At 37.6% G+C, this 18,879-nt stretch carries 20 protein-coding genes and 3 pseudogenes; 16 read left to right on the forward strand and 7 right to left on the reverse strand.

The window, feature by feature from the left end; genetic code table 11:
* Nucleotides 1-9: 9 nt before the first annotated feature.
* Nucleotides 10-1,266: an MFS transporter gene (locus QNN06_RS03555; RefSeq protein ID WP_284036988.1), complete on the forward strand. Its 1,257-nt coding sequence runs from the start codon at nt 10-12 to the stop codon at nt 1,264-1,266.
* Between the two features lie 201 nt (nt 1,267-1,467).
* Nucleotides 1,468-1,630, forward strand: a pseudogene (locus QNN06_RS03560) (zinc ABC transporter substrate-binding protein); the annotation flags it as partial.
* A gap of 69 nt (nt 1,631-1,699) precedes the next feature.
* Here QNN06_RS03560 and QNN06_RS03565 read toward each other — a convergent pair.
* Entirely contained in the window at nt 1,700-1,846 is a 147-nt protein-coding gene (locus tag QNN06_RS03565) for a hypothetical protein (RefSeq protein ID WP_213118756.1), read from the reverse strand.
* 291 nt (nt 1,847-2,137) lie between these two features.
* On the opposite strand from QNN06_RS03565, the gene QNN06_RS03570 reads away from it, so the two are divergent.
* The 5 genes and pseudogenes from QNN06_RS03570 (at nt 2,138) to QNN06_RS03590 (ending at nt 6,178) form a co-directional block, all read left to right on the forward strand.
* Nucleotides 2,138-2,644, forward strand: a complete 507-nt coding sequence (locus QNN06_RS03570; RefSeq protein WP_284036989.1) for a hypothetical protein — start codon at nt 2,138-2,140, stop codon at nt 2,642-2,644.
* 134 nt (nt 2,645-2,778) lie between these two features.
* Nucleotides 2,779-2,964 (forward strand): annotated as a pseudogene (locus tag QNN06_RS03575) (IS3 family transposase); the annotation flags it as partial.
* A 289-nt stretch (nt 2,965-3,253) separates the two neighbouring features.
* Nucleotides 3,254-3,991 (forward strand): DUF4230 domain-containing protein, encoded by a 738-nt coding sequence (locus QNN06_RS03580; protein WP_284036990.1) that lies wholly within the window; start codon nt 3,254-3,256, stop codon nt 3,989-3,991.
* Nucleotides 3,992-4,507: 516 nt separating this feature from the next.
* On the forward strand, nt 4,508-5,173 hold the full coding sequence (locus QNN06_RS03585; RefSeq protein ID WP_284036991.1) for a DNA-binding response regulator: 666 nt from the start codon (nt 4,508-4,510) through the stop codon (nt 5,171-5,173).
* A gap of 588 nt (nt 5,174-5,761) precedes the next feature.
* The gene (locus QNN06_RS03590; RefSeq protein ID WP_284036992.1) at nt 5,762-6,178 is read left to right on the forward strand and encodes a DUF1259 domain-containing protein; all 417 of its coding nucleotides are present in this window, start codon (nt 5,762-5,764) and stop codon (nt 6,176-6,178) included.
* 122 nt (nt 6,179-6,300) lie between these two features.
* On the opposite strand, the gene QNN06_RS03595 is transcribed toward QNN06_RS03590, so the two are convergent.
* The 4 genes from QNN06_RS03595 to QNN06_RS03610 all read right to left on the reverse strand — a co-directional run bounded on the left by QNN06_RS03595 (nt 6,301) and on the right by QNN06_RS03610 (nt 9,166).
* Entirely contained in the window at nt 6,301-6,615 is a 315-nt protein-coding gene (locus QNN06_RS03595) for a heme oxygenase (RefSeq protein ID WP_284036993.1), read from the reverse strand.
* A 27-nt stretch (nt 6,616-6,642) separates the two neighbouring features.
* Nucleotides 6,643-7,353 (reverse strand): ABC transporter ATP-binding protein, encoded by a 711-nt coding sequence (locus QNN06_RS03600; RefSeq protein WP_284036994.1) that lies wholly within the window; start codon nt 7,351-7,353, stop codon nt 6,643-6,645.
* The gene (locus tag QNN06_RS03605; RefSeq protein ID WP_284036995.1) at nt 7,353-8,474 is read right to left on the reverse strand and encodes an ABC transporter permease; all 1,122 of its coding nucleotides are present in this window, start codon (nt 8,472-8,474) and stop codon (nt 7,353-7,355) included. Before QNN06_RS03605 ends, QNN06_RS03600 begins: the two co-directional genes overlap by 1 nt.
* Before the next feature lie 173 nt (nt 8,475-8,647).
* The gene (locus QNN06_RS03610; RefSeq protein ID WP_217033263.1) at nt 8,648-9,166 is read right to left on the reverse strand and encodes a PadR family transcriptional regulator; all 519 of its coding nucleotides are present in this window, start codon (nt 9,164-9,166) and stop codon (nt 8,648-8,650) included.
* Between the two features lie 386 nt (nt 9,167-9,552).
* Between QNN06_RS03610 and QNN06_RS03615 the strand changes: the two genes are divergently transcribed.
* Together QNN06_RS03615 and QNN06_RS03620 are read left to right on the forward strand one after the other, a co-directional pair.
* A complete protein-coding gene (locus QNN06_RS03615; protein WP_213118751.1) occupies nt 9,553-9,909 on the forward strand; it encodes a nucleotide excision repair endonuclease in 357 nt (118 codons plus the stop codon).
* Between the two features lie 86 nt (nt 9,910-9,995).
* Complete coding sequence (locus QNN06_RS03620) at nt 9,996-10,952, forward strand: TRM11 family SAM-dependent methyltransferase (protein WP_254124447.1); 957 nt, start codon at nt 9,996-9,998, stop codon at nt 10,950-10,952.
* Nucleotides 10,953-11,087: 135 nt separating this feature from the next.
* Here the strand turns inward: QNN06_RS03620 and QNN06_RS03625 are convergent, their stop codons facing one another.
* Together QNN06_RS03625 and QNN06_RS03630 are read right to left on the reverse strand one after the other, a co-directional pair.
* Nucleotides 11,088-11,606, reverse strand: a complete 519-nt coding sequence (locus tag QNN06_RS03625; RefSeq protein WP_349654939.1) for a DeoR/GlpR family DNA-binding transcription regulator — start codon at nt 11,604-11,606, stop codon at nt 11,088-11,090.
* A 4-nt stretch (nt 11,607-11,610) separates the two neighbouring features.
* Nucleotides 11,611-11,877, reverse strand: coding sequence for a DeoR family transcriptional regulator (locus tag QNN06_RS03630; protein WP_284036996.1), 267 nt, complete (start codon nt 11,875-11,877; stop codon nt 11,611-11,613).
* A 273-nt stretch (nt 11,878-12,150) separates the two neighbouring features.
* On the opposite strand from QNN06_RS03630, the gene QNN06_RS03635 reads away from it, so the two are divergent.
* From QNN06_RS03635 to phnX, 7 genes and pseudogenes are all read left to right on the forward strand, one after another.
* The gene (locus tag QNN06_RS03635; protein WP_284036997.1) at nt 12,151-13,284 is read left to right on the forward strand and encodes a phosphonoacetaldehyde reductase; all 1,134 of its coding nucleotides are present in this window, start codon (nt 12,151-12,153) and stop codon (nt 13,282-13,284) included.
* A 15-nt stretch (nt 13,285-13,299) separates the two neighbouring features.
* Complete coding sequence (locus QNN06_RS03640; protein WP_217033267.1) at nt 13,300-14,355, forward strand: PhnD/SsuA/transferrin family substrate-binding protein; 1,056 nt, start codon at nt 13,300-13,302, stop codon at nt 14,353-14,355.
* A gap of 88 nt (nt 14,356-14,443) precedes the next feature.
* Nucleotides 14,444-15,208: a phosphonate ABC transporter ATP-binding protein gene (gene phnC / locus QNN06_RS03645; protein WP_213118747.1), complete on the forward strand. Its 765-nt coding sequence runs from the start codon at nt 14,444-14,446 to the stop codon at nt 15,206-15,208.
* 12 nt (nt 15,209-15,220) lie between these two features.
* Nucleotides 15,221-16,005: pseudogene (gene phnE, locus QNN06_RS03650) on the forward strand (phosphonate ABC transporter, permease protein PhnE).
* Nucleotides 16,005-16,847: an ABC transporter permease subunit gene (locus QNN06_RS03655; RefSeq protein ID WP_213118745.1), complete on the forward strand. Its 843-nt coding sequence runs from the start codon at nt 16,005-16,007 to the stop codon at nt 16,845-16,847. Before phnE ends, QNN06_RS03655 begins: the two are co-directional and overlap by 1 nt.
* 124 nt (nt 16,848-16,971) lie before the next feature.
* Nucleotides 16,972-18,066 carry a 2-aminoethylphosphonate--pyruvate transaminase gene (phnW, locus tag QNN06_RS03660; RefSeq protein ID WP_213118744.1) on the forward strand — a complete coding sequence of 365 codons (1,095 nt, stop codon included), beginning with the start codon at nt 16,972-16,974 and terminating at the stop codon, nt 18,064-18,066.
* Entirely contained in the window at nt 18,063-18,878 is an 816-nt protein-coding gene (gene phnX / locus QNN06_RS03665) for a phosphonoacetaldehyde hydrolase (protein ID WP_217033273.1), read from the forward strand. Before phnW ends, phnX begins: the two co-directional genes overlap by 4 nt.
* Nucleotide 18,879: the final 1 nt, after the last annotated feature.

The raw sequence follows: 18,879 nt of genomic DNA on the forward strand, positions 1-18,879 counted from the left end.
ATGTTTTTTTTGAAAAAATCACAAACATTTTCCTTATTAAAACGAAAAGATTTTCGATTGTTGTTTTCCGTTCAGGTATTTTCAAGTTTTGGAACTTGGCTTGATTTACTTGCGATTAATGCCCTCATTTCCTTTCAGTGGGGATTAGACTTACGGGCGAACGCTGCATCAGTCATCGTCATGTTTCTCCCTTATATTGTCATCGGGCCATTGTCGTCAGTTTGGATTGACCGATGGGATCAAAAGAAGGTCATGATGGTTTCTACTTTGTTTCGTGTCATGGTGATTTTGGGTTTCTTTGTTACACCTAACATATGGGTACTACTTGCCCTAATTTTCCTGAAATCATCTTTGGCTTCTGTTTTTGAACCAGCTCGACAATCTTCTACTCGAAAAGTAGTTCCTAATGAGTACATGGCAGAAGCTTCTGCCCTGAGTCAGATTGTGGTGAATGTGACCAAGATTGTTGCCCCCTTAATAGGTGGAGGGCTGCTGGTTCTGACAAAACCACAAATGATATTTTTGATAGAAGGAATCATGTATGGTATGGCACTGATGTTGATTTTCAAACTTCCAGCCTTTGAAAAGGGGGGACAAGAAAATTGTATTGCCAAAGCTTCCTACTGGGTGGATTTTAAAGAAGGTTTTTCGCTTATTCGATCTAACCGACTTTTATTATCAGCTATTTCGATTACATCCATTTCCATGTTTATCATCTTTCTTTATGATAGTTTTTTTGCTCCGTTATCCTTGTCTTTGGGACTAGATAAAACAGGTTATGGATTAATCAGCAGTGCCCTTGGAGCGGGTTCTGTCACGGGATCTTTCTTATGCGGCACATATACTAATTGGAGAAAAAATCCGCTGAGGTTTATGTCCATAGGCAGGATCATATCTGGAGTATTCATGCTTTTAGTTGGATTGGGCTGCTATGGTTTTGTTCATGGGAACCTTCTATTTTGGATGATTGTTTTTGCCATGATCGGCTGTGTTGGAACGGCTCTATTTGTTCCCTATGGTTTTATTCTAACCAGCGAAACTCCATCGAATATGCTAGGGAGAGTTAGTGCTTTTTCAACAGCCGTTCAAAGTGCCTCAAGTCTTCTTGCCCCAGTGATAGGATCGCTCCTCGGGAAATGGCTTGGCTTAGCTAGTGTATTTACCGTTTCTGCCGTTACGTTTATCTTATTAGGCAGCGTTTCTTTGTTTATTACAAACAATAAGAAAAGTTATGAAAAGAAAAATTTAGTGAAAGAACAAGCATAATAAAAGTAAGGGTTCTTTAAGGTACATGGAGAGCCCTTTTTTTCTGTTATCTCTCAATTAGATATGAAACGAAATAACATGGCCACCCACTTGACATGATCTATTTTTATTAAAAATTTCATATGGCACCTTATTTTAGGGTGAGTCCCTCACGGCACTAATGCTCTGTTTCGATATTTTCCTTGGGGGGGGCCTTTTTAAGATCTAACCTCATCAAACGTACCTGATACCCTAGCCAAAGAAATAGGTGCTAAAACAGCAGTCTTAAATCCATTAGAAGGACTAACGAAAGAAGAACAAAAACAGGGACTGGTCTAGGCGTTATGAAAAAAATCTAGAGGCATTAAAATTATCAATAAAGTGAAAAATAGGGACGGTTTTCGTGGTTCTGAGGCATAAGAACCGTCCCTATGTGTCTTACTTGGCTGCCTGCTTAACGATTACGATTTTGTTTTCTGCTGCCAGCATTATCATTCGGGGAGTCGCCAGTGCCATTCTTGCTTTTGCTGTTTGGCGTGCCATAAACTTGATTATCGCTGGTCACCTTTGCTCCCGCTAAGAAGTTATCTTTTGTGTCCATTGCCTTCATCTCCTAAGAAATAATTTTTAAAAAGTCCTAGTTATTATTTGTTCTGAAAAGAAGAAACATACAAAATAACGTCTTTTCCATCACCCATATTTTCCTCCATAAGAATAGGTTGCAAAAAAGGAATTTTTCTAAAAGGGAGGATCGCATCCGCGTCACTGCAAACCACGATCCATTTATTCATCGGCTATAATAGACTTAAACGGGTGCAAGGTTCTATTTTGTAGGTACATACATGGTAAGATCAACGTATTATTTAATACACTAACTTGAAGGAGGGATAGTATGTTAAGGAATACTTGGTTAATATTTTGTTTGTTATATATTGTTCCTCTAAGCACCGCATGTTCAAAAACGGAATCACCTGTAACCAAGGAGCTAAATCTACAAAAGCCGCCACAAACGTTTGCCATTCCGAGCGAATACACCCACGCTAAAGATATGCTTGATTCACTGACTAAAGAAGGAATTGAGATCAAAGAAATAAGAAGTTCCAATCATTCGGCCCTTTTTCAAACAAAACTAAATTACTCCATGTTAATAAAGAGTGAATCGGGGGATTTTACACTGATTCATCTTGGTAATAAAAATGGTAAGGACTACACCATTGTAAAAATGGAAGAGAATGGCAGGAGATTCATTTATTCAATCCGCAAAAACGGCGAACCAGAACAAATTTATGATACGAACGCAGAAACATATTTTAATATAAATGAAGAATACATTACGATAACACAATCAAAAGATTTAAATAAGAAACTAAAGAAAGTTTTAAATACGGGTAAATCATGAGAACCGTCCCCATGTGTCTTTTGTTCTATTTTATTTGTGTAATGGCGAAAACATTGCGTATACCGTCATGAACCGTCCTGTTTATAAATTAGTGGGAGATATGTTAGACCAAGCGATAAAACGACTTCAGCCAGGATAACGCAGTCAAGGAAAATTTCTTTGGCCTATTAAAGTCTGAACTCCTTTATCTACAAGAATTTGACAGTATGGAGCATTTTGAACAAGAATTAGCTGACTATATTTACTATTACAATCACAAACGAATGAAGACAAAATTAAAAGACTTAAGTCCAGTGGAATACCGTGCCATAAGTAAATGATATTTTTTTAGGGAAACAGAACAACACCAATCCATAATAGGACTGGTGTTTTGTTTTTAATTTGTAAATTACATGTGGGGCTCAATTTCAATTACTAAATCATTTTCATCTTAAATTATGTTTATGGATGGAATTTTTTTAAAACCTTGTGAATAATTAGCAAAATTAAAAATAGACTCAACGAAAAATGTCGAATTAAAGTATAATAGATTTATGAAAAAATCGTTATTTCGTGTGGGTACAGAATCTCATTTTACTAAAATGAAGGTTGAGTATGGGGGAGAAACGTATGAGAGAAGAAAGCAAAATATCCAAAAGTGATCTAGATTATATTATGAATCAGCTGAAACAAGCTCAAAAGGAAACAGCTGCCACTTTAGCAGTACAACCAGCTCGACCTACTCATCTGCTTCAAAAATTACAATCGGTTAAATCTTGGCTTTTGGCAATTGTAATAGGGGTTATCGCTAGTCTAGTCATTTTATTTGCAGGGTATATTTATTTACAAAAAGGAGAAGAAACATTAAAAAGTGCATCAGTCATTGAGAGCATCCAAAAATTAGCTACATTGGCAACGGCACAAGCACATACCAAAACTATTTTATCTGAAGAAGATAATAAATTATTTGGCAAAAGCATCCCATGGGATATTCCTGGGTCAAAAAGGACGTTATTTATGGTCGTTCCTGGAGAAGTGACTGCAGGTGTTGACTTGAAAAATTTGACTAAAAAGGACATCAATTTGGATACCGACAAGAAGGCGATTCATGTCACTTTGCCGCATGCCACCATTGTCCAAGCACCATCTATCGACTCAAAGAACATTCAAACCTTTTCAAGTGAAGGCATATTTCGTAGTGAGGTCAATAGGGAAGAAGGGTTCCAACTAGAAGATCGTGCTAAACAAAAGATAAAAGATGAAGCCATACAGTCTGGTCTTTTAAAAACTGCCGAAGATAATGCCCGCCTTGCCCTACAAGATTTTTTTAAAAATCTAAATTATACCGTAACTGTTACTTTCAAATAATCGGTTGCAGCGGCACCTGTGTTAATAAGCGGTTCATAAGATATTCCCTCGAACAAATGGTTTGGGGGAATTTTTTTGGGTGAATCCAACATATGGGCAACAACAAAAAATTTTTGCGTTTTGGATTGTGCATACAGAATGCTGCTGCTTATAACCTTTCCAAAAATGTAATAGATACTAAAGAGTTACTGGTCTATACATCCATTTAAATTCAAGTGAAAATAACCTCAATTAGAAATAGAAATGATAAGAATGGTATTGTCGAAATATAAAAAAACAGATTGACAAATTTAGGAATTCTATTAAACTAAAAATAGTTCTATCCTCAAATTCTTCTCTAAATATTCTTTTTATATTAGCTACTCCGCAAGTCCTTATTTGCCTTATACTTTCTCTAATAATTGAAGTCACATTATACCTCTTTTTTTCACTCACATTAAAAATCATTAATTTTAAAAATCAGTCCGAAGTTCAAATAAATAAAAGATTTGACCATTGGATAAAAGGAGGATTGCTATGGGATTTGAAGAAGAATACCAGGCCTTTTTGAATGCTCACTTGCAGGCAAGAACCGGTGAACGGTTGCGGCGCTTACAAGAAGGTCACAACCAGGCTGAAATGCTGTTTTTGAAGCAAGTGTGGTGGCCATTATTTTACCATTTCCGGTATCTCCATCCAGAATATGAAGTCAATGATTTCAAGGATGGCAAAAGGTATTTGGATTTTGCTTATATTCGTCCCGCCATTCGTATTTGCCTTGAGGTCGACGGCTATGGCCCTCACCTAAAGAACATAAGCAGATGGCAATTTTCCGACAACCTTGAACGTCAAAACCAGTTAGTGATTGACGGTTGGACCGTGATCCGATTTTCTTATGATCAAGTTAAAGAAAAGCCTCGTCGATGTCAACAGATAATTCAGCAAGTGATTGGCCAATGGCTGGGTGATGAACTGGACCAGACATCTCTGTCCTTTGTCGAAAAGGAAGTGCTTCGGCTAGCGATTCGAAAAGGAGAAGCCGTATCCCCAAAAGAAGTCGAGGAGTATTTGAAGCTTTGTGATAAGACGGTAAAAAAAGTACTTACTCAACTAGTCGATAAAAAGATGTTGATTCCTGCATCTGGGATCAAGAGGATCCGCTCATATCGGTTGGGGAATCATGTTAAGTACCCGATCAGATAAATAGACGGAAAAATTTCGCTTAATTAGTAAATAAAATTAAAAATAGCTTAAATAGACGGAGAAATTTCGCTTATTGACTCGAAAATCCTGAAAATGGAGGATTTTGCTTTGCATAATCGGAAAAACTTCCCTTAATTACTCCGAAACGAGCTCCATTCTGCATCTAACCGAAAAATCTCCGCTTATTTTACTTTCGCTGGTTACTTAATTAAGGACAAAAATTCTTATTTAAAGAGAAGTGGATGGACGGGTTTTTGAAATCCAAGAGAACCTCATTTAGATGCGTTACGGTGAACCGTACCATAAATAGAAGTTTATTAATTATGTCTTTTATGATGAAGGTTCCTCTCTAGGTTTTCAAGAAAAGTAATGGGCTAAATGAGAGATACGTCCTGTGGAAGTGTCTTTTTAGCTAATAGGAAAACTTCGTGAGCATTAGCAGCGCAGCCTAAAACTGAGGCTTTAGGCAGGCTGCTCATCCGCCTTCCCCTAAGGGGCTCGCCAATCGAGTAGTCTTAATATATTTTTCACTCGTGAATATAATCTAAATAGGCTTATTTTCGGAGAATGCGAAAAGGGGGCTAGTAAATGAATAACTTGAAGCAGTTGGGAGACCAATTTGCCCAAATATTAAATGGAAAAGCTACAATGGAGAAAAATGGCTGTTCGGTTAGCTTAAAGCGCAGTTTTAATGTTCATGTCCAAGGGCGGCCAAGTCATTCTGTTTTACCAGTAGGAATTTCTTTTGAGTCATTGGATGTAAATGGTAATGCACTAAACCTTGGGGAGATAACATTACTTGAACAGGAAATCCCAAATTTCACAAGATCTGTTTTGGGTCAAGGCTTAATTGTAAGTGCCTTGCATAATCACTGGATATTTGTCCAACCAAATCTGATGTATATTCATATTCAATCGGTTGAACCGCCTCTCTCCTTTGCGAGAAAAGTGGCAAACGCATTTAAAACATTAACAAGCCTCCCCATACAGGAAAAAAATGAATAAATACAACTTAAAAAAATACACAAATCCACAGTTCTTCATTAATAGTGCCTGTCACTACCCGCAATTTGTCGTATTCTCATCGACAAGCTTCAGGTGGTGCCAGGCACTCTTTTTACTGCTTCCTACGATTCTAAAGTGGAAGCAACTTCAGAAATAATGATTTCACTTCCCAAGATAGGTGATTCCTGTTCCGAGTTTGTTGGGCCTGAATGGGCTTCTTTGAATGCATCGCTGTACTTCCAAGCTGTAAAGTCTTCCATTGTGTTCCAATACATATTGACATTCAGTTCATCATAGTCTGAAAGATTTTTTGTAATGAGTACTTCGACTTTTACGAAACCATTCATTGTTTGTAAGGCACCTGGTCGTGTGAACATTGGCGCCATTTTTGCCGCAAAACCTAATTTCGTTTTAATCCTATTGGTCACGATAATCATTGTTATTCCTCCTTGGTTATCCTATACTCATGCTCTAGAAGAAACAGTCTCCAATTTAAAAGATTGGTCTAGTTTAAGCCGGCCATCTTCCATTCGATAGACTTGATCACAATATTCCAGCAATCGTTCATCATGGGTTACCATAATTGCTGCTTTGTTTCTGGCTTTTGTTTCTCTGGCAATAAGTTGAACTACTTCATGTGCCCTTTTCGAATCCAGACTTGCTGTTGGTTCATCCGCTAGAATGATGGAGGGATTGTTTATAAAAGCGCGGGCAATGGCCGTACGCTGGCGTTCGCCTCCAGACAACTGATCAGGTAATTTTTTTAATTTTGCTGCTAAACCGAGATTTTCTAATAATTCTTTTGCATATTCCTTATCTTCTTTTGTCACTTTACCTGCCATTTTTTTCACTACTAGTAATTGTTCCAGTACATTTAAATAGGGTACTAGATTACTTGTTTGCAAAATAAATCCTATTTCCTCCAACCGCAATTGCGCTAGATCCTTAGGGTTTAACTGATTAAGGCTCTTTCCGTTAAGAATAACCTCGCCTTGTGATGATGGGAGTAAGGCGCCTGCAATTGCGAGAAAGGTACTCTTCCCCGAACCTGATGGGCCAATGACAGCAATAAACTCACCTTGTTCCACCGTTAGCGAAACATCATCAAGGGCTAGAACTTGATTTTCACCCTGTTGGTAAAGTTTAGAGACGTTTTTAAATTGTATTCCTGACATTACTCCAGCCTCCCAATCGCTTGAAGCGGGTCTATTTTTGTGATTTTTCGAACCGATACCACAGAACTTAAAATGGAAATGACAAGCAATATAAGAGAGTATATGATCACTAGTTTAAAATCCAGTGAAAATGGCATTCCATCCGGAAGAATAAGGGCTGTCCCATAGGTTAACAGGATTCCCGCTACAATACTAACAAATGATAAGAGAAATACCTGGGCTACAATGGCTTTTCCAAGGAACCGATTACTGGCGCCAATCGCTTTTAAGATCCCGAATTGATTTGATTTTTGCAGGGTAAGGACATAAAAGAAAACACCAAGTACAAATGTTGAGATGGCCAAAAGGAATGCGAGCATCATCATAATTGTGCCATTTTCTTCTTTATAACCAGGCATTCCCTGGACGGCAGAGCTTTTGGTTACGGTTTCTGTATTCTTGAATAGCTTATTTAGTTTTTCAGAATCGATATTTTCACCTTGCAGCATAATCGCATTTACAGGATTCTTAATTCCTTTATCAGAACCTGGCGCTGCAAATTGAATCGTGCGCCATTTATCCAAGGTAGTAAAAATGGCAGGTAAATGATTGTAGGTTTCGTTTTCAACAAACCCGACAATTTTCATTTTTTCTAAAGATCCTTCTATCTTAAGGGTATCACCGATTTTAAAGCCTTTTTTCTTTAACGTATCATTGGCGATAACCTCTAATGGATCATTTGCTTGAAGAGGCTTTCCCTCTATCACAGCTGGTTCTAGAAAATTACCAGGCGTTATTCCTAGAATGGCGACATCTACTTTTTCTTTATCAGCAGAAAAAGATTCATTTAGTACGGTTCCCATCGTTGCACCCATTCCGGTTGCCGCAGAAACATCATCTGCTTTTTCCAGTTCGGCTGCCAATGATTCATTTAATAGTGACCGGCTCATGGAGGCTCTCGAGCCTTCTTCAAATGTCACATAATGGGCATCCATATTTTTAAAGGTTGCTGCGCTTAGCGTTGATAGGCCATTGCCTAGCCCAGATAGGATAAAGACCAGCCAAGCAATCAGGACAGTTATAACCCCAATCATTAGAAACCGTAATTTACCATGCTTTAACTCTTTTAAAGCAAGAAACAATGTATGACACTCCTTTATTGTGATAGTATTAGTCACGCGTGACTAATAAAAGTATATTAGTTATATGCTGAATAGTCAATCGTGATTATATGGTTAAAATATGGTCATTTTTTTGAAATTTAAATAAAAAAGGAACCCTCGGTGGGTTCCTTTGAATCGTCTGATTAAAAAATTTAATCCGAATGAAGAAGATGATGAATGGTTTTTTCAAGAAAGGTAACTTCTGCTTCTAACATTGTAATTTTATGTTCGACTGCAAGATTAACACCGGTTCGTGTTCCATGTGTCGGGGTTTGGTTAAATAGGTCTATTAATTTCTTGTTTTTCATTAATCGTTCTTTCAAGGCCGGTATTGCTTTATCCATCGGGAGAAAATCAATAAACATTAACCCAATATCTCCTTGGTAATTAACACTTTCTGCGGAAGACAGATTATCCAATAATAATTTATAAAAATAGTTTCGGCCATTTTCATTTATAGAGTACACTTTTCGGGTGGGTCTATTTCCTTCTTGCTCTAACTGAATATCTATAAGCCCCTTTTGATTAAGTTTATCCAGAGTTGCATATGCAGTTGGCTTTTTCATATCCGTAACTGTACTTAAGTTTCTTTCGATAAATTCATTAATTTGATATCCGTGTTGACTTTGCCCCATGAGTAATCCAAGCAGAATTAGTGAGCGATGTTCCACTGAAATCCTCCTTTCTTTTTAGGCATTTTATATATATTTTCTCGTAAATTTTCTTTGTAGTCAATTAAGGCTTATCATCGACTATGGAGGAGGCAGTTAAACACCACGCACTTACATATACAATAGATGAAGCCGACTCCTTGAAACTTCTGAAATGGGTGCATGAGCTATTTTCGCAGCTTCAGACGTGCTACAACTATTAGTTAAGATGATTTGAGTAATAGGCAACGGTAATCTCTCAAAAATATCTTTTTAATTAACTCCTAAAGGATTTGTGAAAAACTGCAGGTTAAACCGGTGCGATGAACCGTACCATAAGTAAATGAAGTAATTTAATTCCGGTTATGATAACATCATAAGAGATATTAAAAGAGGAAGTGAACGTAGTGATAAATATAACAATTCCAAAACCCAGTGTTACCATTACCAAACAGAATAATCCTGAGTTAAGTAATATTTATGGGTTTACAGAATTTCATCTTATCCCTAGAGATAAGGGTGGTATTTTTATGTTCTATAACAATAAACAAGAACTATTATTCGTTGGTAAAGCAAGGAAGTTGAGACCAAGAATTAAAAAGCATTTTGAGGATACTGTATCTCCAATCAAAATGCATAGAGATGAAGTCACTAAAATTGAAGTTTGTGTGATTGAAGACCCTGTCCATAGAGAAATATACGAAACGTATATTACTAATGAACTCAAGTCGAAGTACAATATAGACAAGGTGTTTTTTAGGTAAAACTTTATCATGAGAGGCGATAGGTGCGGTTAAATAAGAGCATGCCTATTGCCTTTTATTATTTATAGAGAGAAGGATGTGGACTATTGGATTGTAAACACGAAAAACTAACGACCTATATATATACTTACGCCTGTTACGAGGATGAACGTTCATTGTGTGCTTTGGAAATGCGCTCATTATTTGGGAAGGAGTCACAAACAAACATCTTAGAAAGCCACGTGAAAATTGACCCAAGTCGGAGTCCGTTTATTAAGGAAAGACTTGCTGTCATTTATGAGGGGCAAAGTCTTCAAAATCTCATCGAACAAGTAGCGGCCCTACAAGTAACTGGGGAAACGTTTAAAGTGTATTATGTAAAAAATGGTGGACATGTAAAAAATGAAGAGAAGGGCATTGAATACCGACGGGCCATTGAGAAGGAAATCGGATTACATATTAATGGTGAGGCTGATATTCATAATCCAAAGCGAGTGTTTGGTGTCATGAATGTAAATGGAAGATGGGTATTCGGTGATTATCTAAAAAGTGAGTCTGTTTGGTTTCGGCATCAACAGAAACCGCATAGTTATTCCACCGCGCTTAATACACGAGTGGCAAGAGCGATAGTCAATATTGCCATTCCAGTTCCAAGTGGAATAAAGGCCATTGACCCTTGCTGTGGGATTGGGACCGTACTGGTAGAGGCATTATCTATGGGGATTGATATAGTTGGGAGCGATAGAAATCCTCTTATTCTTGGTGGAGCTAGAGAGAATATCGCACATTTTGGGCTTTCTGGAGAAGTGAAATTGGCAGACATCCGCAATATCACAAATCAATATGATGTAGCGATTATCGATTTACCCTACAATTTGTGTTCTGTCATATCGCCTGAAGAACAACTCGAGATACTCCAATGTGCACGCAGGATTGCAAAGAAAGTCGTAGTAGTTACGGTTGAATTAATCGATGAACTCCTCATAAATGCGGGATTTTACATGATTGACCGCGCTGTTGTTAAAAAAGGGTCATTTACCCGTGAAGTAATTGTCTGTAAATAAGTCTTTAATAATTTAAAAAATAAAACCTCATTTAGATACATCACAGTGAACCCTACCATAAGAAATGAAATGAGTGCCTGTCACCGCCCTCAATTTGTCGAAAACTTTGCGGGGAGTGACAGACACTGTTGAAAATTACTCATTAGATAAATCTGAGTGAGGTGTAAGAATTTGAATATGATGTTCACTATATTCCTTTTCTATAATTGAAGGAAGGGCACTGTCTGTTACGATTAAATCAATATTTTCTAATGGACAAATATTAATATAAGCATTAGTTTCGAATTTTGACGAATCAGCCACGACAACTTTATATTTTGAACGTGATAGAATGGACTGAATCACCCCAACTTCATGGATTCTAAAATCTGTTAAACCATGTTCAAATGATAAGGCATTAACCGTAATAAAGGCGATATCAATATTAAAATTAGAGAGAATATCCTCACACTGTTTTCCATATAACGTGGATTCTTCTGGATTATAAAAACCACCTGATAGAATAATGTTAAAATGTTTATTCTTTCCAAGAATACTTACAATTCTCAAATCATTGGTGATAATGGTTAATCTTTCGAATTTGTCTGCCAAGACTTTTGCGAGTTCAATGGTAGTGGTACCACCGTTTAAAGCGATAGCTTGCCCCTCTTCAATTAATTCAACTGCTACTAAGGCAAGTTGTTTTTTTCTCTAAATGTTTGACTTCTCTTTCGTTAAAAAGTTTATTAAGTGCAGTATCCTCTTTTTGTTTTAAGATCGCTCCTCCGTGAACCCGTTTTACAATACCCTTTTTCTCCAAGACCTCTAAATCTCTTCTAATTGTATCGATGGAGACATCTAATAATGAAGCTAGTTCTGCAGCCTTTACAGCTTTTTGCCGCTTTAAGAAGGTTTCAATTTCATGATGTCTTTGTTCTTGTAACAAAATACCGCCCTCCAATCACATGATAAAAGTCTATAAGTAAATAATATACTAATGATTATACCCTTAAAATAAAGAAAAATGTGGCAATATTACGCAAAAAATAGACATAATTCATATAAAATTATGTGAACAACACGTAAAATATGTTGAAATTGTGTAATAAAACTGTAAAACCTATTGTGAAACGGCATAAAACGGATTAATCTTGCGTTGTAAGGTACATGAAACAATCTGACTACAGAAGAAAAGAGCTCGATAGAAAGGACATGAACAATGGGTAGTTACTATAATCCGGTAAAAATCAAAATAGATTCTCTAGAGGTAATTGAGAATGTATTGAATAATTTAGGTTTTCAACCAAACAAGGTTTTACTTTTAACTCGAGGAGGTGATTTTTCAAAATCACAAGCTGGACAAAACTTGGAAAAATATCTTGCAAGATATGAATTCAAACAGCTTGATGTACAAATATCCAATCCTGATGTCGAGGACTTATTTCGATATACACAACTGATTAAAGAGTTTGATTACGAATGTATAGTAGGCATTGGGGGGGGGAGCGTTCTTGATCTTGCTAAATCCTTAGCTGCTTTAAAGAAGATGGAAGTAGATTCTATTTCTAGTTTACGAAGTGTGATTAAAGAAAAACTTTATGCAGAAAATCCAAACATAGTTCCGTGGGTTGCCGTACCTACTACATCTGGAACTGGTTCTGAGGTGACTTGTTGGGCAACGATTTGGGACAATGCGAACGGAGTAAAATTGTCCATTGACTCTGAAAACTTATATTCCCATACAGCAATCATTGATCCGGCACTAACGGCTTCATTACCAATGAGTCTTACCGCCTCAACCGCTTTGGATGCCTTGTGTCATGCCACGGAAGCTTACTGGTCAAAAAACTCAAATGAAATTTCAAGGGTTTATTCATTAGAAGCAATCAGTCGTATTGTTCATAACTTTGAAGCTGTATTAACACACCCACAAGAAGTGTCACTAAGAAAAGAATTGGCTTTGGGCAGCTTGTATGCAGGATTGGCATTCAGCAATACAAGAACGACCGCATGTCATTCCATTTCATATCCTCTCACGTTGGAACTTGGAATGGTGCACGGCATTGCAGCTAGTATCACTTTGGCTAAAGTAATGGAATTAAATTTTGCTTCAATTTTGGAGAGTGATAAATTACTAAAAGCATTTGGAGCGAGAAGCTGTCAGGAAATACAAGAGCAAATCGATTACTTCTTTAAATTAGCTGGTTTTTCAAGCAGATTAAGAGATTATCATGCGAATGAAGAGATAATTGAGAAAATCGCAGGAAATGCTTTTACTAAAGGACGAATGGACAACAACCCGGTTGAAATGACCAAAGATGATGTCAAACAAATTTTAATGTCAATTTATTAATAAGGGGATAAGAACATGAAAACAAAATTATTGCTACCTGTAATTTTACTATTTTCTATTTTCTTAACGGCATGCAGCGGAGGTAATACCAATAATGCCAGCGGTAATAATGGCAGTAAGGCCAAAACAGACGATGTGATTAAAATGGTTTGGTATCCGAACGAATCCGGGGAAAATTTAAAAGCATCTCGTGATGAAATTGGACGCTTGATTTCAGAAGCAACTGGTAAAAAAGTAGAGCATCAATTAACAACCGATTATGCAATTGCCATTGAAACTTTGGTAAATAATAAAGCTGATCTTGCCTTCACGGGTGCGCAAAGTTATGTGGAAGCGAATAAACGTAATAAAGCAGTTCAACCAATTGCGGTAAAAACAGGAGAATCAGGCACTTTAGATGATGCTAAATATCACAGCTGGTTAGCTGTTAATGTAGACAAGCAGGATAAGTTTAAAGAGAACGGAAAATTTTCACTGGATACATTAGCGAATACAAAATTCTCTTTTGTGTCAAACAGCTCAACTTCTGGATTTAAAGTACCATCCCAAAATATTATTGCCCATTTTTCAAAACAACAAAAGTATGCAAATTTAACACAAGAAGATTTAATGCAAGGCGGTCCACTTTTCTCACAAGTATTATTTGGAAACTCTCACCAAGGTTCTGCCGTTAATTTATTATCAGGTAAGGCAGATGTTGCAGCATTCTGTGATACATGTGTAAAAGATTATGTAGAGGTTTCAAAAGGTGAGGCAAATAAAGTAGGTTCTGTTTATCGTGTGAAAGATGGAGCGGCTGAACCATTTAACACGGTTGTAGGCAAAGAATTTACTTTGATGAGCGTAACACCGGTATTAAATGAACCATTTGTTGCGAACAAGGATTCACTTGGCCAGGAGGACTTTGATAAAATCCAAGCTCTCTTCACTTCTGATGATTTTGCAAACAATGAAAAAATCTTTGCCCCTGAAGGTTCAGGAAAGACTGCTCTTTACGCTAAAAAAGGTAAGGAAAGACTTGTTGCTGTTGAAGACAAATGGTACGATCCCATCCGCGAACTTTCAAAATAATTTTCTTTTTTAAAGAAGAAAGTAAACTGCAGGAGAGTGTTGAACAGCACTCTCTTACAATGAAGCTTATAAAAAGGAGTCAATTCAAATGGCATTATTAAAGGTTGAAGGACTTGGAAAATCATATACCTCTGACAAGAAAATTTTGAAGAATATCAATCTTGAAATAAATCCTGGTGAATTTGTATCCATTATTGGTCCGTCGGGGGCAGGTAAATCAACTTTTTTACGCTGTATCAATCGAATGGTTGAATTTAATGAAGGCAAGATTACGTTTAATCAACAAGATGTTGGCAGTTTAAATAAAAGAGAGCTGCGTAGAATGCGAACCAACATTGGAATGGTATTTCAACATTATAATTTGGTTCCCCGTTTGACAGTGATAGAAAATGTCCTGCATGGCAGGTTTGGCTATAAAACAACGATGCAGGGGATTTTAGGCAGATATACAGAGGAAGAAAAAGAACGCGCCTTTGAACTGCTTGAGAAATTGGGAATTCAAGAGCATGCCTATAAACGCTGTGACCAGTTAAGCGGCGGCCAACAGCAGCGTGTCGGAATCTGTCGAGCACTTATTCAAGAACCGAAATTAGTTCTTTGTGATGAGCCGATTGCTTCACTTGATCCAAATTCCTCCAAGATTATTATGGATCATTTAAAAGCCATTACAACTGAGCTCGGAATCACTTGTTTAGTTAATCTACATCAAGTTGATGTGGCGCAAAATTATTCGGATCGTATCATTGGTCTGAATCAAGGCGAAATTGTCTTTGAAGGTGCAAGCCATCAGCTTTCCGAAGAACAAATTCACAAGATTTATGGGACGAAAACGAAGGAACTAATTATAGCCTAAGGAGAAATGACACTGAACGAAAAAGCGATGCGTAAAAACAGATGGCAGTCAGTCATTTTTCTGCTCATCATCATCGTTCTTACCTACTGGTCCTCATTTATCACACAATTTAATTTTTGGGATGGACTAGTGACCATTCCTGAAGCAGCAGGCTGGATGTTATCAAACCTTTCGATTACTCAAGATTCATTGGAAAGATTGCCTAAGATTATGGAAACATTGGTAGAAACGATTTTTATGTCCATTGCTGCAACAACGTTAGCAGCAGCTGTTTCTCTCTTTTTAGGGTTATTTGGATCTAATACCACTAAGGTTAACAGCTTTTTAAGTGTGTTTGCCCGGTTTGTTGCTTCTGTTTCAAGAAATATTCCCGTGGTTGCCTGGTCATTGATCCTACTCATATCTTTTGGACAAAATTCAGTAACTGGTTTTTTAGCGCTGTTTGTAGGGACGGTAGGATTTTTAACGAGGGCATTCATGGAGAGCATGGATGAGGTTGGCCAAAGTTCTGTTGAAGCACTAACGGCAACAGGAGCGACTTATTTCCAAATTGTAAGCAAGCCGTTATTCCTCAATGTCTGCCGCAGATGCTGAGCTGGATCTTGTTTATGATCGAAACGAATATTCGAAGTGCTACTTTGGTTGGCATATTAACGGGGACAGGAATCGGTTATACCTTTGATATGTACTACAAAACCTTGAATTATAATGCTGTCGGACTCGTTACCTTATGTATTGTCATTGCCGTTATTCTGGTTGACCTGATTTCAAATTATATTCGGAAGGTGATTCTATAATGGAAGCGGTGCAGATCAGGAGAAAAAAAGACGGCAGAATTAATATTAAGGTGGGGAACAAAGTCGATCAGGTCGTAACCTGGACTTTGATCATCCTGAGTATTTTGACCATCGTTGCTTTTGCATTTTTTAACTATGCAGGGCTCGAAATCAAATCAGCCATGACGGAAACAGCCTATAACTTGAAAGTGATGTTTCTGCAGCCGGCAATCAGCCATTTCAGTATGGAAGAAGCCATCTATCAAATGGTTATAACTCTTGGTTTAGCCTTCCTTGCAACAGTGATTGGCGCTGTCATTGCCTTCTTCCTCTCATTGATGGCGGCCGCAAACTTATCAAATAAATGGACAGTAAGAATAGTCCGTGTATTTGTCGCCATTATCCGGGCTGTTCCAACGGTCTTATGGGTGTTAATTTTTGCGATTGCAGCCGGATTAGGAAGCGAAGCAGCTATTTTGGGAATGTTATTTCATTCCGTTGCCTATTTAGTCAAAGCCTTCTCTGAGGCATTTGAAGAAGTTGATAAAGGAATCATTGAAGCCTTGCAAGCAACAGGAGCTAATTGGTGGCATATTGTGACAAGAGGTGTAATGCCGTCGACTTTTACTTACTTATTGTCATGGGTTTTCTTGCGATTTGAAATCAACTTCGGCGTTGCTGTCGCAATGGGAGCTGCAGCAGGAGCAGGTGGTATCGGGTTTGAACTTTTTATGGCCTCCGGTTTCTATTTCGATCTGAAGGAAGTTGGATTTATTACCTATGGAATTTTAATTATTGCTATTGTATTAGAAGTGATTTCAACTCGTTTGAAAAAGCGTTATTTTCCTGCAAATTCTAATTAACATAGGAAACTCTGGATTGATGGATAGTTCCTCACTAAATATAGAAAAGGAGATTCTATGTTTAGCAGGAATTTCTCAGATTTTTTCCTCTAAAAAATTATGGTTCTTAAGGAGGCATGTGAACATGGTTCACTATAAATTGTTAACACCCGGACCTTTGACGACGTCAGCCACAGTAAAAGAAGAGATGCTTTTTGACCGCTGTACATGGGACAATGAATATAAAGAGATTACGCAAAAAATAAGAACAAAGCTGCTTGAATTAGCTGAGACCTCTAAAGATGACTATACAACTGTTCTGATGCAGGGAAGCGGCTCGTTTGCGGTTGAATCCGTGATGACGTCTGCCATTTCCAATCAAGATAAGCTACTCATTATTTCGAACGGCGCATATGGGGAGAGAATGGTTAAAACGGCTCGATATATCGGGCTAAACTATCGGGTATACGATGTTGCTTACAACGAACAGCCAAAAGTGGAAGAAATCACAGAAATTTTAAAGGTAGATCAGGATATTACCCATATCATGATGGTTCATTGTGAAACAACAACAGGAATTTTAAATCCTATTGAAATGATGGCAAAACTTTCGAGCGAATTTGGGAAAACGTTCATTGTTGATGCGATGAGCAGTTTTGGCGGATTGGAAATTAATATATCAGAACTTGGCATTGATTTTTTAATCAGCAGCGCCAATAAATGTATCCAAGGAGTTCCTGGATTTGCGTTTGTCATTGCCAAAAAAGAGAAACTAGTAACTTGTAAAGGAAATTCACGCAGTTTATCTTTAGATTTGTATGATCAATGGAAAGAAATGGACAAGGATGGAAAATGGCGTTTTACCTCGCCGACACATGTGGTAGCTGCATTTGCCCGAGCGATTGATGAACTCGAAGAAGAGGGAGGAGTACCCGCAAGATTTACCCGATATCAGCAGAATAATAGGATTTTAAGAGAGAGAATGGAACGATTGGGGTTTAAGACATATCTTTCGGAAGAAAAGCAATCTCCTATTATTACAGCTTTTCTATTTCCAAATGAACGCTTTAACTTTGCCGAATTTTATTCATTTGTGAAAGAAAGAGGGTATGTGCTCTACCCTGGTAAATTAACAGACGAGAACACTTTCCGAATTGGAAACATTGGTGAAATCTATCAAGAAGATATCGAAGAATTATGCGGAATTATTGAAGAATATATGGGGGTGGTGACAAAATGAATAGAGTAGAAGGAGTTATTCTTGATTGGGCTGGGACAGCAGTTGATTTTGGCTGCTTTGCACCAGTAAATGTATTTATTGATATTTTTAAAAATGCGGGCATTGAAGTGACGATGGAAGAAGCGCGAGAGCCAATGGGGATGTTGAAAATTGACCATATTCGCGCGATGCTGTCGATGCCTAGACTAGCTGCATTATGGGAAGGAAAATTTGGAAGAGTCTTTAATGAACAAGATGTCGAGACCTTGTATGCTGAATTTGAACCTGCACTGCTTGTCTCATTATCAGAGTATACAGATCCAATTCCTGGGGTGATTGAGACTGTCCAAGAAATAAGAAACCAAGGGTTGAAAATTGGTTCGACAACAGGATATACCCAAACGATGATGGATGTTGTTGTTCCTAATGCAATGAAAAAAGGCTATTGTCCGGATTTTTACATCACGCCTGATGGAACGAATTCGCTTGGAAGACCGTATCCTTATATGATTTATCGAAACATGGAAGTATTAAAATTATCAGCTTCATGGAAGGTAGTAAAAGTAGGTGATACGACCTCAGATATCAAAGAGGCGATTAATGCTGGTGTTTGGTCAGTAGGTGTCATCATTGGCAGTTCGGAAATGGGACTAAGCTTAGCAGAATTTAATGCCCTTTCTGAAGCGGATCAAGAGAAAGCCATTGCTAAAACGGAACAGTCCTTTTTACGAAATGGAGCAGATTTTACGATTCAAACGATGAGTGAACTGCCTCAAATAATTGAAAGAATCAATCATCTTATTTCAGAGGGTAAGAGACCTTCTGCAAGATAAG

Source organism: Neobacillus sp. 114 (assembly GCF_030127045.1).
GTDB lineage: Bacteria > Bacillota > Bacilli > Bacillales > Cytobacillaceae > Neobacillus > Neobacillus rhizophilus.